The organism is Lacticaseibacillus songhuajiangensis, from assembly GCF_003946025.1.
Classification (GTDB): Bacteria; Bacillota; Bacilli; order Lactobacillales; family Lactobacillaceae; genus Lacticaseibacillus; species Lacticaseibacillus songhuajiangensis.
This window is the reverse complement of the sequence record NZ_RHNR01000003.1, coordinates 20,498-35,403: the sequence shown is the minus strand read 5'-3', so window position 1 is coordinate 35,403 and position 14,906 is coordinate 20,498. Positions and strand designations below refer to the sequence as shown.

Sequence of the window (14,906 nt, the reverse complement as noted above, 5' to 3'; positions counted from 1 at the left end):
TCCCTTTATTTTGGTTTAGTTAGATATAGTGGACATCGACGTCCCCGATGTGCAGGTTGCCACTCAGAATGACGGTGGGGCCATTAGGGGTGGGTTGGTCTTTACTCTTGATGTTGATGTCACCGATGAAGGTGTTGAGCTGATTCTCAATTCGCCAGTCGCGGGGAATGTAGAGGTCAACCTCGCCGATATTACCGTCAATGTTAATGTAGGCGGGGCTATTCGTAATTGCGGTTTGATCGAAGAAGACCTTGGCCGTGCCGAGATTAACTTGAATGTCGGCGCGCTTGAAATCGGTAGATTGCACGTAACGGGTGGTGCTGCTCATGTGGGTGTTAATCGCAATGTTTGCATCGGTGTCCACTGTGGTGCTGTTATCGCCGAGCGTCTTGCTGAATGCAAAGCTAAGCTGCGGCTTGGATTTGTGGGTTAGCGGCCGCAGCAACATTGCTAAGCCGATGCTGACGAGAATTGTGATGCCCAGCAGTGTCCAAATCGATAGATTACCAATGCCAAGTTGTTTGCGCCAAATGATGACGAGAATGCCGAGACTAAAGCAGGTTTCGGCGACGTCGCGTTTACCGAGTGCGTTGAAGACTTCGACGCCGAAGCAGAAAGTGAAGAATAAGGACCACAGGTGCAGCCCGCCCAGTTGGCCCGTTGCATCGGCGTAAATCAGACCGGCGAATGCGAGCAGCAGCAGCCCACCGAAGATATTTTTAATGTTCTGATTCATAATCATAACCTCATTTCTTTGAGCGCCGTTAGGAGTTGTTTGTAGTAACGGCGGGATGCGTAAACTTGTTTGTAAGAACCGTGGAATTCAACTAGGCAGTTGGTGATCGCGCGGGTTACGGCGCCGACCTGATTGAGATTCACGATGGTTGATTTAGATATTTGCAGGAAAAACGGGGGCAAAATCGCGCCGGTTTCGTGCAGTGAGTCCTTCCGGCTGTATGTATCGTCCGCGGTATGTACTTGGAGCACGCGGGCGTCAGTTTCCACAAAGAGAATGTCCGCCAGCGGGATGAAGTATTCCTTGTTATCTTGATAACAGGGGAGAGTTTGCATAAAAGTCGCGGTGAGCAGTTGCTGAATTCTGGCAAGCCGCGGGTCGGTGCTGGCGGCGCAAATGTGGATTTCGGGCTCGCTAAGCTGGTCGTCAATCTCAGTTTCAATACGCATGGGCTGACCTCCTTTCTGTTGTTTAATTGCTATGTTTATATTAGACAACTTCAGCTGAAATAAAGAAACGTTTTTTGCGCGAACGGTCAAAAATAAGGTGTAAAAGGCATAAAAAAAGTGACTACCATGCTGTGGTAGTCGCTTAATCAGTAACTATTTCCCGGGAAATGCTTCCCGGTTGTGGTGCCGCCGGAAATAAATAGCGGTCATGATTCCTAGGTAGATGACCCCAACGAGCAAGGAGACGCGGGTTTCGGGGTTCAGCGCCATGAAGACCAGCGTGAGTGCCAGGAAGGCAAGCGTCAGGTAATTACTGTAAGGGGCAAAAGGCATCTTGAAGGGGTGCGCCGCCATTTTGTCGGCGTGCACCTTGCGAAAGCGCGTCTCGCTGACCAAAATGACGAACCACGGCACCATGCCGGGGAGCACGCTGGAACTGTAAACGAGCACGAATACGTTGCCAGCGCTCGGGGCGATAATCGGCAGAAGGGCGTTCAGGATGACACCCAGTAGGATGCCGGCGCCCACCGTGACCACGGGGTAGAACGGTACCCCATGCCGGTTCAATTTGGTGAAAAAGCGCGGCAGTTGCTTGCTGTCGGCGAGTGTGTAGATCATGCGGCTGGCAGAGTAGATACCAGAGTTCGCGCCAGACAGGGCCGCCGTGATGACTACGAAGTTGACTAATCCCGCCGCGAAGGTAATGCCGACTTTTGCAAAAGTCTGGACGAATGGTGAACCGAGGTTGCTCAGCTGATCCCACGGGTAGACGGCCACAATCACGAAGATGGCGCCAACGTAGAAGATGAGAATGCGGCCAACGGTGTCCTTAACGGCCTTAACGATGGTTGGCTGCGGGTCTTCCGCCTCGCCAGCCGTAATGCCGAGCAGTTCCACCCCTTGGTAGGAACCGAGAACAATGGAGAGGGCGAAGAGGAAACCACTAGCGCCATGCGCGAAGAAGCCACCGTGCGTCCAGAGGTTGCTGATGCCGATGGGGTGACCGCCGTTACCGATGCCAAAGATAATCAGCCCCAGACCCGCGATAATCATCAGGACGATGGTGACCACCTTAACGAGCGCGAACCAGAATTCAAGTTCGCCGAACATTTTGACCGAAATCAGGTTGGCGAGTACCAAGGTGATGATAGCGATGAGTCCGGGCAGCCACGCCGGCAGGTTCGGCCACCAGAATTCGAAGTACTGACCGATGGCAATCATTTCGGACATGCCGACGACGAGGAATTGGAAAATATTGCTCCAGGCCGTCAGGTAACCGAAGATGGGGTGCATGTATTCCGTGGCGAATTTGGCAAAAGACCCAGTGGTGGGATCAACGTAGAGCATCTCGCCCAGTGCACGCATGATGAGGTAGAGGAACATACCGGCGAGGATGTACGCCAGCAGGACTGAGGGTCCGGTCCACTTGATTGTCGAGTTGGCCCCCATGAAGAGCCCTACTCCAATCGTGCCCCCGAGGGCAATCATCTGCATGTGTCGTGCACTGAGTTTTCGTTGCATGCTGGTTTCCTTCCTGAGTTTTTACGTCACAAAACGCTACAATAGGTACTACTGTACCAGTTTGCCCTGATTGTGTAAACGTTTGTTCTTAATGCGTAGACAAAGCCTCTAATTTGTTCAAACCCCGGCTGTGCTGGCCTGCGTTTTGTTGTTCGAAAATGTTTATTTAGGTCTGTTGTCAGCGCTTACTTTGCGGTATAATGTTGTTGTGAAAGGCCGGAACGAACCGGTTGTTAAGGAGGAAATACCATGGCAGATAAACATAGCAAAAAAGCCGCACAGCAGGCGCCAGACCGTAAAACGATGATCACGTACATTTTCTGGGGTGCCGCCGTGATCGCCATGGGCTACGCGCAGCGGGCGTTCAACAACACCTACGTGACGCTGGCGACGCTTGGCGTGGTCGCACTCGCACTCTATCGGGTGCTGCGTCTTGATAAGCGCTTTATGCGGGTTCACAAGGCATTCCGGACCGCCAGTTCGATTCGTACTGCTGGGATGACACCCGAGCAGGTGAAACAGCATGAGGCCCAAGCCGCTGCGCAAAAGGCTTCTGAGTTTCATAATGACAATCTGAATAAAAAGCTCAAGCAGCAACTCTGAGCCGATAATCGTCGCGCACCGTGCGGCGATTTTTTTGTGACTAATTTATTCGTGACTAAGTGTAACGGACACCGAAGGGCTTCCTTAAAAACAAACAGGCACCGGCCAGAATCCTAAAGAATTCCGGCCGGTGCCTGTTTGTATGTTGTGGCGCTAACTGCCTTTTGGCATAGCCCCTTTTTTACTGTCTTATTCGGGGAGGGATTAATTACTGGGCAACGTCGCCATCAGTGACAGCAACAGCCTTCTCGTCTGCGTCGCCGCGCTTGGCGTTGGCTTTGCGGACGGCCTCACGAATATTAACGGGGTGGCCTTCCTTCATCAGGTCGTGGTACTCAGCGGTGGCGGTGAACAGGAGGTCAGAGGCTGAGTTAACGGCGGTTTCAACAGAGTCCTGGATCACCCCGATGATGAATCCAATAGCCACAACCTGCATGGCGATGTCATTGTTGATACCAAAGAGACTAGCGGCCATTGGAATCAGGAGCAGGGAGCCACCGGCAATGCCTGATGAACCGGTGGCGGAAACGGCGCTCAGGATGCACAGAAGCAGTGCCAGTGGGAAGGAGACGTGAATGCCCAATGTGTTCGCTGCGGCCAAAGTCATAATGGAAACGGTGATGGCAGCACCACCGGAGTTAGCAGTCCCACCAAGGGCGATGGACACAGCATAAGACTTTTCGTTCAAGCCAAGATCGGCACAGGCTTGCATGTTAACTGGGATGTTAACGGCGGATGAACGGGTGAAGAAGGCGGGGATACCAGAAACTTTCAGCGTCCAAAATACCAGTGGGAATGGGTTCTGATGCGTCATCAGCCAAACCATGAAGGAGTAAACCACTAGGTAGGTGAAGACCATGGTCCCAACCAGCAGGGCAACCAGTTGCCCATAACGGGCGATACCGGCAAAACCAGTCGTGGCGATGGAGTTGTGCAGCAGCCCCACAATCCCAAATGGTGCGAATTCAATGATGAACTGGGCGGTTTTTTCAATCGTGGTGGAGAAGTCGGCAATGACCTGCTTGGTGCCAGTCTTAGCGTGGCGCAGACCAAAACCAATGATGAGACCCCAGAAGAGGATGGTCAGGTAGTTGGCGTTCACGAGGGCGCCAACAGGGTTGCTGACGGCAGTTGTGAGCAAGTTGGAGATGACCTTGCCCAAGTCCTGGGGTGCCTTGGAAGCAGCCATGGTGGCCTGTGGCAAAATCAGGTGGATTTTGAAAATGTAGGAAGCGCCAACAGCTGCCAGTGCGGCAACGAGAGTGGCGCTGATGTACATGGTGACCACTGATCCGAAGTGGTTTTTGGACTTGGAGTCGTACTTGGAAACGGCTGCCAGGATGAGCATGAACACCAGCAGCGGGGCAATCGCCTTAAGGGCACCAACGAAGAGGTCACCGAGGAGGTTGATTGCCGTTACTGAAGGGAGTGTCAGACCGAGGATAACCCCGATAATAATCCCGATGAAAATGCGTACGATGAGTGATACGCTGCGATAACGTTGAAACATAGACAATCCCTCCATAAAGTTCGTTCGATATATAAGCACACGTGTTCTTGGATATTTGAATTTGTAATGATTTCGTATACATGTGTTTATGGTATATGAGCATTATGGCAGAACTATCAGAAAATGCAACACTTTTTTGTGAAAAACTTTAATTATCGCTGTCCGTCAGCGTCAGCGTTTCAGTGACGAAGTCACGCCGGCCTCTGCGGTGTTTTCAGATCACCGTTAGGTGGGGTCGGCAACTCCGGCGGTGGTGCGCTTGGGCTGCGCTCCGGGAACTACGTCGGGCGGGGACCGTTCGAGCCTAAAGTCTCTCACTGGCTGAGTTGCCGCAAGAACGGCGTCAACTCAGCGCTCCCGAGATGATTGTGTGCAGCCACGCCGGCAAGTACGGCCGTCGTGTCTCCAAACAATCATCTTTTCGCCCGACTCCGTTCCCTGCGTTTCGCCCAAGCCACACCACCACCTCCGTGGCCGACACGTTACTTAGTGGAGACGGAACGATTAACAATTGCGTAGCAGTTTCAAGTCATACTGACGTCAGTGGGAGATTGAAATTACGGTGACAGAAGATGTCCATGCATTGTTACTGTATCCGCCGGTTCGTTGATGTGTCACATTGCGCAGAATAAGAAATCTTCGACTTAACGTTGGGTGGAAATTTCACCACCACAGTATCATGAATGAACTTAGGGTCTGGGGTGGATTGGCGTAGCGGGCAGGGACGGAGTTAGCGAAAATAAAATAGGTGGTGTATTCCTGACGTGATTTTCGTCGGGTGTACACCACCTATTTTATCGGGAGCGGGAGATTGACGCTGGGCTTGTGGCAATATCCCCAGTGGAAGACGGCGCGGCCGGCTGAAACGGTCCCCGCTAACGGAGTTCCTGCCCGCGAAGCAAATCTGCCCCAGGCCCGACCTTCGGCCTATTTTCACGGAAGCCATCCTCGCGGACGGTAACACAAAAACACCCACTCCGGAGAGTGGGTGTTTAAAGGTTTAGTGCAGGAGTGGAAAGACTTACTTAGCAGCAGCCTTGTCCTTCAGCATAACGTCTGGGTTAACCTTGAAGCCCTGCTTAGCGTATTCAGTGTTACGCTTGAGCATTTCGTGACGGTACCACAGGAAGACGAGGGTGTATGCAACGATTGCAAGAGCAAAGAACATCAACATCTTCATATCGCCAGCCTGACCCTTACCAAGTAAGATAGCCAGGAACTGTTCGATAGGACCTTCCTTAGTGGAGGAAGAAATCAGTGCGTGTGCAGGAACCATCTTAGGCGCAATCTTCAGCGCAGTCTTCGTAACGAATGGTGCGGAAAGTGTGCCGGCCCACAGGAAGAGTGGAAGTTCGATAGCACCGATGATAATCATCCGGAGCAGACGGCCACGGGTTACGATCAGGAGGGCAGGTGCAACACCCATCCCGATGATCCCACCAAGTGGCAGAATTGTGTTGCCTGGCAGTACCAGGGCTTCAAGCAGCATGATAGGTGCCATCACGTTGCAGGCTGCCCAAACTTCAGCACGGCCGGCGATGAATGGCCAGTCAAGTCCGATGTTGAAGACACGACCGTTAAGGTGCTTAGTAGCAAAGTCTGTGATCCCCTGAGAAAGAGGTTCAACAGAAGCGATAAACCAAGAACCGATGATGCTAAACAGCTCCAAGCAGGTTGCAGCTGTGAATGCGAGGGTAAAGATGTTGCCAATAGGCTGACGGCCCAGCAGACCAATGAAGATCCCCAGGTAAACACCAATGGCAAAACGTGAACCCCAGAACCCAATCTTTTCGTTCAGCTTGGCAGCGTCAAAGTCGTACTTGTCGAGCCATGGGAAGACAACATCGAAAATCTTGTTAAAGACCATGATGATAGGGTTCATCATGTAGTTCAAGTGAGTAGAAGTCATTGGGTTGTCCCAGTTGTCCAACAGGTCGTTGAACGTTGGCTTCATAAGGTCGGAGTTGATAATCTTGAGAACCCCGATGAAGATGATGAGGATGCTGGCCGTCAGCAGGTTGGCACCAAAGTAGATGGCGAGCAGGGCGGTGAAGGAAAGGTGCCAGATATCGAAAATATCAACATCCAGTGTGTCCGTAACCTTCAGTGTCAGCATGATGATGTTGACGATCACGATAATCAGTAAGAAAAATAGCGTGTATGGTGATCCCCAGGTGATGGTCGCCAGTGGTGCCCACCCCAGGTCAGTGGTGCCCAGGTGCAGCCCTGTAGCCTTAACAAAGGCCACAACGGCTGGCTGGAACGCGTTGGTCAGCAAGTTGATGATACTAGAAATACCAGTGAGGGCAATGGCGAGCTTGATACCACCCTCCAAAGCGTGGAAGAAGTTAACCCCCACGGCCCAAGCAATCAAGGTCAAGACAATCAACATAATCGGGGCAGCACCCAGATCAATGATTGGTTTGAAGATGACGTTAGACCAGTGAATTAGGAAATCCAACATAAGTCTGTCACTCCTTAGCAAATGTGAACAATAGCAACAACAAATAGTGAAAAATGAAATTTTGGTACTGGTGGAACTTTAATAAAAAATGGAACCCATTGCTCATGACGGCAGGCGACCTAGCTCAGTGACTAGGTCGCCTGCCCCGTTAACTGGAAAAAGTTGTTTACTTCAAACCCTTTTCCTTAATAACCTTCTCGACATTGTCGTAAACAGGCTTTGCCATAGCTGGCATCCGGTAGAGGATAGCACCTGCGTCAACAACTGGAATCTTTGGTGTGAAGGACATGTCAGTCTTGGCAATCTGTGCGTAGATGTCGTAGTTGGAGAGCAATTCTTCGTTGACATCCTTTACCATGACAGCGTCGCAGTGTACATCATAGCCGCGGCTCTTCATTTCCTTTTCCAAAGCGTCCTTAATCTGGTGGCTGGAGTTAACACCGGCACCGCAAGCTGCAAGAATCTTGATCATAATAGTTACCTCCTAAGGTATGTTTAATCCTGATTGAAATAGGTGTTGAGGAACGAGTAGATGGCTGCCTTGTTGGTCTCGCCGAGGAAGTTTTGCAGGTCTTCGGCAGGGGTCGTGGTCAGGAAGCCCATAATCTCGGAAAGAACGTTTGCCTGGCCATCTGGGTCATTGTTCAAAATCATGAACAAAAACGAAACCTGGAAATGCTGACTAGGATCAATCATGTTCCCGAACTCAACAGGGTGAGCCAACTTAATAGGAACAATCATACGCACGTTGACGAAATTACCTTCCGTGTGGGGAATTGCGATGTTGGGGTAGTCAGGGTTGACGACCGACATATCAATCCCAGTAGGGTAGTTCTTTTCCCGTTCTGCCAGGTTCTTGAGGAACTCAGGCTTAACGTACTTCATCTCGAGGAGCTTGTCGGAAACTTCCTTGAAGACTCCCTCTTGAGTTGTTTGTTCGCTGACGAACACCGCAGTGGGATCGAACAGCGTGTTGCTTGTCGTATTTGGCATGCGGCTTCACCTCCGTTAATTTTTGTTCGTTTGTGTTCACCGGATTACACTTTTAATTATATACAAGCGCTTCCATGCGTCAACCCCTGTATCAAAACTTTTTTGAAACGTTTTCGGTGAACGCTTAAATACGCTTGACAGGGCTTTCACGCGGTGGTAATTTAGTGACGTACCAATAAGTAAACAAAACAGAACAAAAGCGAACTAAGCCCGCTACAGCTGGTTTTAGTTCACGGATGATGTCCATATATAGAGAGAAAGGGGCGGCCGCAAGCGCTACAAAATTTTGCGGCAAACGTTTTCTCCTATATATACGGAGGTGATGCAAGAGGTGCTTAAAAGACAGCGACTACTTACGATTCGCAACCTGGTGGATCGTAAAGGAATCATAACCGTCAACGAAATTGGTGAGGAACTGAATGTTTCGACCATGACCGTGCGGCGCGATTTGGCGGAACTGGCTGAGAACAACGCAATCATTCGGGTTCACGGCGGTGCGCAAAGTCCGCGCCTGGCGCAGAACCAGGATCAAGAACTCTCACGACTGGAGAAGCGGGACCTGCACGTTGATGAAAAGCGGCAGATTGCTTCCTTAGTAGCGGGACTGATTGAATCCGGGGATACCGTCTATCTCGGTCCCGGCACAACGAACGAATTCATTGCCGATTACCTGACCGTGTCCGACCTGCGCATCGTGACGAACAGTCTGCCTGTTTTTGAGAGTCTCAAGAGCAAGGCAGATCGTTACGAATTGTGTTTGGTCGGCGGGGCGTACCGTGAACGTAGCGGTGCCTTTATAGGAAACTTGGCAACTGAGACGCTCGAGAAGTTGCGGATGGCCAAGGCTTTTGTTTCCGCGAACGGGGTTTGCGACAACATTGTCAGCAACGCCAACGCGGATGAGGGACAGATTCAGCGTCTCGCACTGAATAATGCGCGAACCCGGTACATTGTTTCCGACCACACCAAGCTCGATACGGAAGACTTTTACGGCTTCTACAATCTGGCGGATGTGGATGGATTGATTACCGATACGGGCATTGACGACGACCAGCGCAGCGACTACGAGAAGCTGACGCAGGTCATAACTACTGTTAACTAATATATAAAAGGAGAATTGCTACCATGGATGTTGTTATTGGCTCTGACAAGAACGGTTTCGAACTCAAGGAAAAGGTTAAGAAGTACCTGAATGATCACAACTACAACGTGATTGATGTTACTGAGGAACCTGCCGAGGATTTTGTTGAATCTTCACTCGCTGTTACCAAGCAGGTTTTGGAAAACGGTGTTAAGAAGGCCGTTATGTTCGACGAATACGGCGTCGGCTCTGCCATGGCCAGCAACAAGGTCAAGGGCATGGTTACCGCGAACGTTAACGAAGAACGGACCGCGCACATGACCGCTATGCACAATGGTGCCAAGGCCATCGCCCTGGGTTCCGGTATTGTCGGTGAAAAGCTTGCCTACGGGATTGTCCAGCACTACCTCGACACCGAATATGCCGGTGGTCGTCACCAGGTACGTCTCGACATGCTCGAAAAGATGATCTAATTCATCTATTTGAACTCATATCGCAAATCAAAAATCATCACGATTGTAAAATTGGAGGAACATTTCAATGCTTGAAAATGACATGCCATCACCAGAATTTGTAGACCCAGCTATTGATAAGCACACGGTCATTGCCCTTGGGAACGACCACATCGTTACCGCAACGAAGATGCTTGTATCTGACCACCTGAAGAGCCTTGGCTACCAGGTTATCGACGAAGGTACCCACGACAACACTCGCACGCACTACCCAATCTACGGTAAGCGCGTTGCTGAAGATGTTGCTGACGGCCGTGCAGACCTTGGGGTTGTCCTTTGTGGGACTGGTATCGGTGTTTCCACCGCTGCCGACAAGAACGAAGGCATCCGCGCTGCCATGGTTGGTGACGCAACTCAGGCTAAGTACGCCCGTGAAGAACTGAACGCTAACGTGCTCGGCTTTGGTGGTATCGTGCTTGGCCGCGACTTCATCTTTGACATCGTTGACTCCTTTCTTGAAGCTTCTTACAAGCCAAGCGACGAGAACAAGAAGCTCATCGACAAGATCGACAACATCGCAACACCAAACCCAGACCAGAAGGACAACGTGCACTTCTTCGACGAAGAAAACAAGAAGTGGTCCGAAGGCGTTTACCACGACTAATTCAGTCGTGCCTTGCAAAAGATTTTTTTAACCAATACTGTCCCGTCCGGACTATTCCCCTAGCCCGCGAAGGTTAAGAGGCTGAGATTTCGGCGAATCGGCCAGTTAACCGCGCCATATCCCAGGTGCAGACGGTACGCAGTGCAAAAGAGCCAGGACATGCGTCCTGGCTCTTTTGCGGAGTACGACAAAAAACGGCTTCTCGCAAGATGAGTATCAGTCATCTAAAAAAGACGGGCTTACTTCGATGTCCGTCTTACTAAACGCTAGCCATTTTTACTTGTGCGGCTTTGCCGCCCTTAGCAAAATGGACAGCGAAGCAAGCGTTAAGTGCGACTGGCTCTTTTGCGGAATGAAACAATAAATATTGCCTGCACAATCGCGTGCAGGCTACATAATACGGAGGCTTTACCCATGACAATTCTTGCAGTAACCATGAACCCATCCATCGATGTGCAGTATCCGCTGGATCATTTGACCATTGATGACGTGAACCGCGTAACTGAAGTACGTAAAACGGCCGGCGGCAAAGGACTGAACGTGGCGCGTGTGCTCCACTGTCTGAACCATCCAGTTGTTGCCACGGGTGTGCTGGGCGGCTACTTTGGTAAGTACTTGCAGGGGCGCTTGGACAAGGATGGCATCAAGGGTGATTTTGCCCAGATTGATGGTGAAACCCGTTCTTGCATCGCGATTCTGCACGATAATGGTGACCAGACCGAAATTCTGGAAAAGGGACCAACGCTGAGTGCCCAAGATGCGGAGAATTTCTTGAACCATTACCGCGAATTGCTCAAGACGGTCGAACTGGTCACGATTTCCGGCAGTCTGCCTGGTGGCTTACCAACTGATTTTTATGCGCAGATGGTGCACATCGGTCATGAAGCAGGCGTACCGGTCTTCCTGGACGCTTCCGGTGCTGCGCTTGAGGCGGCCCTGAAGGCCGATGACAAGCCAGATTTGATTAAGCCTAATGACTCCGAACTGGGGGCGCTGATTGGCGAAGAAGTCGACCGGACGAACCTACCACAGCTGACCAAACAGCTGCAGCACCCGCTGTTTGACGGTGTGGAATGGGTTGTTGTTTCGCTCGGTAGCAAGGGCGCCTTTGCCAAGCACAATAGAGATTTCTACCAGGCGGCCATCCAGAAGATTAACGTGGTCAACCCAGTTGGCTCTGGTGACTCGACGCTCGCTGGCCTTGCATACGCCACCGACAAGCACGAAGCACCCGAAGAAGTGCTCAAGAGTGCGATGACTTGCGGCATGTTGAACACGATGGAAGCCAAGACGGGCTTCGTTGATAAGAGCAAGTTTGATGAATACTACGCCAAGGTTACGGTCAACGAACAAGCATAATTTCCTGGGAAATAGAAAATTGAGAAGTTTTATTTCGAACAAAGAAGGTATCGTCGCTATTGACGGTACCTTCTTTGTGTTTATGCTCCGGTTAACCGAACTCAGCACTGCACATGACCAGAATGGGCAAAATTTTGCATGCACTTGGCCAAAAAAACTATACAAAGTCAAAAAATGCTGTATTATACATTTAAGGGGTTGAGCTTGCTCACATCGAGGAGGAGTTGGATGATGCTTAGCGACAAACAAGTGCTGGGGGCAGCACTGACAAACCTTAAGGCCGCACTGATGGTGCAAGATTGCGACATCGTGCAGCGGCTTGCGCTTGATCTCATCAAGGCCGAGATCAGCATTGTCGCTGATGCGCATTTGAACGGTTGGCCACTAGCGCTTGAAGTCGATCACTTCGTTAAGAATATTGACCAGCTGGTGGCAAAAGATGGACTGAAGTTTGGCGCTCGGGCGCAAGCTGCGTTCGACGTTTTAAGCCAGCGCAGTCGGCAACAGATGCAGCAGTACCGCCGCTACACCTTAGCCATGCAGTTCATTTAAGCAGTCAGAAGTAGGGGTGCAAAATGCTTTTCTTATTAATTAGTGTGGTCGTCATTGTTTTGGCGGCTTAAGGGTAGAACGCCAGATAGTTTCATCATGATGCTATTATTATGGTATACAAAAAGACTCGCTGTCCAAAATGGACAACGAGTCTTTTTAGCGTTTCGCAATAAAATCAGAGTGCACCCCATGCTTACCGCTGCTGGCGCCAATCGCTAGCCGCAGGGCCGCGGCTCCAACATCGTGGTAATGGTGGTCAATGGTGGGAATGCCCAGCAGTTGTCCGGACAGCTGTTTGTCTTGGCCCATGAGGTCAGGCGGCCGCAATCCGCGATCCTTGTAGCACTGCGCAAGACCAGTGGCGATGTCGTCACCATTGGCGAAAACAAAATCAGGATTGAGACCGTTACTGATGTAGTATTCGCCCGCCGCGTAGCCATCGGCGTAGGTCATCGTCCCGTAGCGTGTCAGGGCTCGGTCTGGCTTGGCACCGAAGACTTGTGCATAAGCAGTAAGCGTTTCCGCGCTGGTAGCTGACAAAGCTGGATCGCGCGGCAAAAGCAGACCGATGCGCTGGTAATGCCGGCTTTTGATCCAGTTAAAGGCCTGCTCATACGAAGGCCCACGTTCACTGTAAGCAGCGTCAATCGGGGCATCACCGGGATCGTGACAGACGACGATGTGACCGTACTTCTGGTACGGCAGCATCTCGCTGACCGGAATGTTGTGGGTTGTGAAGATGAGGCCATCAAAAGCCTTACGGCGCAGTTGTTCCAGGTAGCTGCGCTCCTGTTCGTTCTTATAACTCGACGGCAGTTGCATGACTGTGTAGCCCGCTTCAAAAGCCGCGGACATAATGCCGACGTTAATGTCCACATAATAGGGGTGCAACAGGTCGAGCATGACAACCCCAATGGTCATCGTTTTACCGCGGCTGAGGTCACGCGCCACGTCATTGGGTACGTAGTCGAGTTTGTCGATGACCTTTTGCACGCTCTGCCGCACTTCATCAGAGACGTAATTCTTGTGATTTAACACACGTGATACGGTGGAAATTGAGTAACCACTAATGCGCGCAACGTCGCGAATTGTTGCCATAGGGGCACCTCCTAACTGAGTGATTCCGAATTGCTTCTGTCTTTAACTTACCACAAAACGCGCGCAGTGGTCCGCAGGTACCCGGAGGCGACCGGAGTACCCTGCGCACCACTGCGCGCGTTCATTTGCTTAATTGAACTGACTAATGAGCTGGTTGAGTTTGCCGGCGTTGTCGTGCCAGTCGCTGAGCTGGTCAACGTTGGCGCTCATGACGGTGGCAACCTTCTGCGCCACGTCGCTGTATTGGGTATCAGAGTCGTCGGCGGGCATGACCGTGACCACCACGTAGTCGACGGGCTGGTTAACGTCGCCGTTCCAGTAGATGGCGTCGCTCAGGGTGAGGATAACGAACTTCACATCCTTGATGGCTTCAGTGCTGGCATGGGTGAGCAGTACGCGGTTCGCCACAATCTGGTTCGTGCCGGCAGCGGCACTGGCGAACAGGCCGCTCTTGATCTCCTGACCATCGAGTTCGAGCTTGCTGGCGGCCTTCTGGGCCACAACCTTGAGCAGGCTGATTTCATCGCTACTGTCCAGGTTAACGTTGGTGACAACATTCTTCTTCTTAAGCAGTGCAAACATGATAATTTCCTCCTATTATGTTTCAGACATTTGCAAGGGTTAACAGTGAAGAAGGCGCCGCCCGCGCGGATGTATGCGGTTCCTTTTCCTTTACGAACATAGTGTATTTTATCGAACGCGTTTCAGGTCAAGCATTAATTGCAAGTTTTTTCAAAAAAATTTGCGGCTTGGCAGCAGGCGGCAAAATCCTTAAACTAAAGGTGATTTAGCAATGTTAAGCGGAGGTGCAAGCGATGATGACGGATGAGCTTGATTACGAGGCGTTGTTCAAACGTGAGGGGGTCGTGCAAAATTTTGCCGCTGGCGCGACCTTGCTCGAACAAGGAGACACGGCGCAGCGGATCTACCTGGTGCAACACGGCGGCTTGCGTCTCAGTCATAATGATGCGCAGGGACGCGATATCAACTTGCAGTTCTTCTTTGAAGGCCAATCCGTGGCATCGTTTGAGAGTTTCTATCTGCAAAGCCCGAGCACGTTTGCCCTCACCGCGATGGAGGAGACGCAGGTCATTGCGGTCGACGGCAAGGTCGCACTGACTGCTTTGAACCATGATGCGCGTCTCATGGCGGCTTTTACGACGCACATTTGCTACCGCTTCATCGATTACACGCATTATTTCTTGAACCGCATCGAAAAATCGCCTGAGGATCGTTATCGTGATTTGGCGCGAACCAATCCAGAGCTGATTGCGCGCGTACCGCACTACGAACTGGCGTCTTATCTGGGCATCACCCCGGTGTCCTTATCACGAATTCGCAAACGGGTGCGCGATAATATCGATGATTAACAATTGTTAATGCCCACATCTGTGGTAGCTCATATACTAACTTCATCAACTAAC

At 51.2% G+C, this 14,906-nt stretch carries 16 protein-coding genes; 7 read left to right on the top strand and 9 right to left on the bottom strand.

Annotated features, from left to right (window positions below; translation table 11 throughout):
• Positions 1–19 precede the first annotated feature (19 nt).
• The 3 genes from EKM97_RS01645 to EKM97_RS01635 form a co-directional block, all read right to left on the bottom strand.
• Positions 20–736, bottom strand: coding sequence for a LiaF domain-containing protein (locus tag EKM97_RS01645; protein WP_164507392.1), 717 nt, complete (start codon positions 734–736; stop codon positions 20–22).
• Positions 737–738: 2 nt separating this feature from the next.
• A complete protein-coding gene (locus tag EKM97_RS01640; RefSeq protein WP_125570533.1) occupies positions 739–1,185 on the bottom strand; it encodes a LytTR family DNA-binding domain-containing protein in 447 nt (148 codons plus the stop codon).
• A 153-nt stretch (positions 1,186–1,338) separates the two neighbouring features.
• Positions 1,339–2,706, bottom strand: coding sequence for an amino acid permease (locus EKM97_RS01635; RefSeq protein ID WP_125570532.1), 1,368 nt, complete (start codon positions 2,704–2,706; stop codon positions 1,339–1,341).
• Positions 2,707–2,955: 249 nt separating this feature from the next.
• Between EKM97_RS01635 and EKM97_RS01630 the strand changes: the two genes are divergently transcribed.
• Positions 2,956–3,309: a hypothetical protein gene (locus tag EKM97_RS01630; RefSeq protein WP_125570531.1), complete on the top strand. Its 354-nt coding sequence runs from the start codon at positions 2,956–2,958 to the stop codon at positions 3,307–3,309.
• Positions 3,310–3,517: 208 nt separating this feature from the next.
• On the opposite strand, the gene sstT is transcribed toward EKM97_RS01630, so the two are convergent.
• The 4 genes from sstT to EKM97_RS01610 all read right to left on the bottom strand — a co-directional run bounded on the left by sstT (position 3,518) and on the right by EKM97_RS01610 (position 8,276).
• On the bottom strand, positions 3,518–4,819 hold the full coding sequence (gene sstT, locus EKM97_RS01625) for a serine/threonine transporter SstT (RefSeq protein WP_125570530.1): 1,302 nt from the start codon (positions 4,817–4,819) through the stop codon (positions 3,518–3,520).
• Between the two features lie 1,021 nt (positions 4,820–5,840).
• Positions 5,841–7,280, bottom strand: a complete 1,440-nt coding sequence (locus tag EKM97_RS01620; RefSeq protein ID WP_164507401.1) for a PTS transporter subunit IIC — start codon at positions 7,278–7,280, stop codon at positions 5,841–5,843.
• 169 nt (positions 7,281–7,449) lie between these two features.
• Positions 7,450–7,755 (bottom strand): PTS sugar transporter subunit IIB, encoded by a 306-nt coding sequence (locus EKM97_RS01615; RefSeq protein WP_125570528.1) that lies wholly within the window; start codon positions 7,753–7,755, stop codon positions 7,450–7,452.
• 23 nt (positions 7,756–7,778) lie between these two features.
• On the bottom strand, positions 7,779–8,276 hold the full coding sequence (locus EKM97_RS01610; RefSeq protein ID WP_125570527.1) for a PTS sugar transporter subunit IIA: 498 nt from the start codon (positions 8,274–8,276) through the stop codon (positions 7,779–7,781).
• A 331-nt stretch (positions 8,277–8,607) separates the two neighbouring features.
• On the opposite strand from EKM97_RS01610, the gene EKM97_RS01605 reads away from it, so the two are divergent.
• The 5 genes from EKM97_RS01605 to EKM97_RS01585 all read left to right on the top strand — a co-directional run bounded on the left by EKM97_RS01605 (position 8,608) and on the right by EKM97_RS01585 (position 12,384).
• Entirely contained in the window at positions 8,608–9,378 is a 771-nt protein-coding gene (locus EKM97_RS01605) for a DeoR/GlpR family DNA-binding transcription regulator (RefSeq protein ID WP_125570526.1), read from the top strand.
• A gap of 23 nt (positions 9,379–9,401) precedes the next feature.
• Positions 9,402–9,830, top strand: coding sequence for a galactose-6-phosphate isomerase subunit LacA (gene lacA, locus EKM97_RS01600; protein WP_125570525.1), 429 nt, complete (start codon positions 9,402–9,404; stop codon positions 9,828–9,830).
• A 67-nt stretch (positions 9,831–9,897) separates the two neighbouring features.
• Positions 9,898–10,473: a galactose-6-phosphate isomerase subunit LacB gene (lacB, locus tag EKM97_RS01595; protein ID WP_125570524.1), complete on the top strand. Its 576-nt coding sequence runs from the start codon at positions 9,898–9,900 to the stop codon at positions 10,471–10,473.
• Between the two features lie 414 nt (positions 10,474–10,887).
• Positions 10,888–11,832: a hexose kinase gene (locus EKM97_RS01590; protein ID WP_125570523.1), complete on the top strand. Its 945-nt coding sequence runs from the start codon at positions 10,888–10,890 to the stop codon at positions 11,830–11,832.
• Between the two features lie 228 nt (positions 11,833–12,060).
• Positions 12,061–12,384, top strand: a complete 324-nt coding sequence (locus EKM97_RS01585) for a hypothetical protein (protein ID WP_125570522.1) — start codon at positions 12,061–12,063, stop codon at positions 12,382–12,384.
• Between the two features lie 156 nt (positions 12,385–12,540).
• Here the strand turns inward: EKM97_RS01585 and EKM97_RS01580 are convergent, their stop codons facing one another.
• On the bottom strand, positions 12,541–13,482 hold the full coding sequence (locus EKM97_RS01580; RefSeq protein WP_125570521.1) for a LacI family DNA-binding transcriptional regulator: 942 nt from the start codon (positions 13,480–13,482) through the stop codon (positions 12,541–12,543).
• 129 nt (positions 13,483–13,611) lie between these two features.
• A complete protein-coding gene (locus EKM97_RS01575; RefSeq protein WP_125570520.1) occupies positions 13,612–14,064 on the bottom strand; it encodes a PTS sugar transporter subunit IIA in 453 nt (150 codons plus the stop codon).
• Between the two features lie 233 nt (positions 14,065–14,297).
• Between EKM97_RS01575 and EKM97_RS01570 the strand changes: the two genes are divergently transcribed.
• Positions 14,298–14,852 (top strand): Crp/Fnr family transcriptional regulator, encoded by a 555-nt coding sequence (locus EKM97_RS01570; RefSeq protein WP_125570519.1) that lies wholly within the window; start codon positions 14,298–14,300, stop codon positions 14,850–14,852.
• Positions 14,853–14,906: the final 54 nt, after the last annotated feature.

What these genes read in the sequence shown, in the direction of transcription:
- EKM97_RS01645 (WP_164507392.1), bottom strand. Translation starts at nt 736, where the DNA reads ATGAATCAGAACATTAAAAATATCTTCGGTGGGCTGCTGCTGCTCGCA.
- EKM97_RS01640 (WP_125570533.1), bottom strand. Translation starts at nt 1,185, where the DNA reads ATGCGTATTGAAACTGAGATTGACGACCAGCTTAGCGAGCCCGAAATC.
- EKM97_RS01635 (WP_125570532.1), bottom strand. Translation starts at nt 2,706, where the DNA reads ATGCAACGAAAACTCAGTGCACGACACATGCAGATGATTGCCCTCGGG.
- EKM97_RS01630 (WP_125570531.1), top strand. Translation starts at nt 2,956, where the DNA reads ATGGCAGATAAACATAGCAAAAAAGCCGCACAGCAGGCGCCAGACCGT.
- sstT (WP_125570530.1), bottom strand. Translation starts at nt 4,819, where the DNA reads ATGTTTCAACGTTATCGCAGCGTATCACTCATCGTACGCATTTTCATC.
- EKM97_RS01615 (WP_125570528.1), bottom strand. Translation starts at nt 7,755, where the DNA reads ATGATCAAGATTCTTGCAGCTTGCGGTGCCGGTGTTAACTCCAGCCAC.
- EKM97_RS01610 (WP_125570527.1), bottom strand. Translation starts at nt 8,276, where the DNA reads ATGCCAAATACGACAAGCAACACGCTGTTCGATCCCACTGCGGTGTTC.
- lacA (WP_125570525.1), top strand. Translation starts at nt 9,402, where the DNA reads ATGGATGTTGTTATTGGCTCTGACAAGAACGGTTTCGAACTCAAGGAA.
- lacB (WP_125570524.1), top strand. Translation starts at nt 9,898, where the DNA reads ATGCTTGAAAATGACATGCCATCACCAGAATTTGTAGACCCAGCTATT.
- EKM97_RS01590 (WP_125570523.1), top strand. Translation starts at nt 10,888, where the DNA reads ATGACAATTCTTGCAGTAACCATGAACCCATCCATCGATGTGCAGTAT.
- EKM97_RS01585 (WP_125570522.1), top strand. Translation starts at nt 12,061, where the DNA reads ATGATGCTTAGCGACAAACAAGTGCTGGGGGCAGCACTGACAAACCTT.
- EKM97_RS01580 (WP_125570521.1), bottom strand. Translation starts at nt 13,482, where the DNA reads ATGGCAACAATTCGCGACGTTGCGCGCATTAGTGGTTACTCAATTTCC.
- EKM97_RS01575 (WP_125570520.1), bottom strand. Translation starts at nt 14,064, where the DNA reads ATGTTTGCACTGCTTAAGAAGAAGAATGTTGTCACCAACGTTAACCTG.
- EKM97_RS01570 (WP_125570519.1), top strand. Translation starts at nt 14,298, where the DNA reads ATGATGACGGATGAGCTTGATTACGAGGCGTTGTTCAAACGTGAGGGG.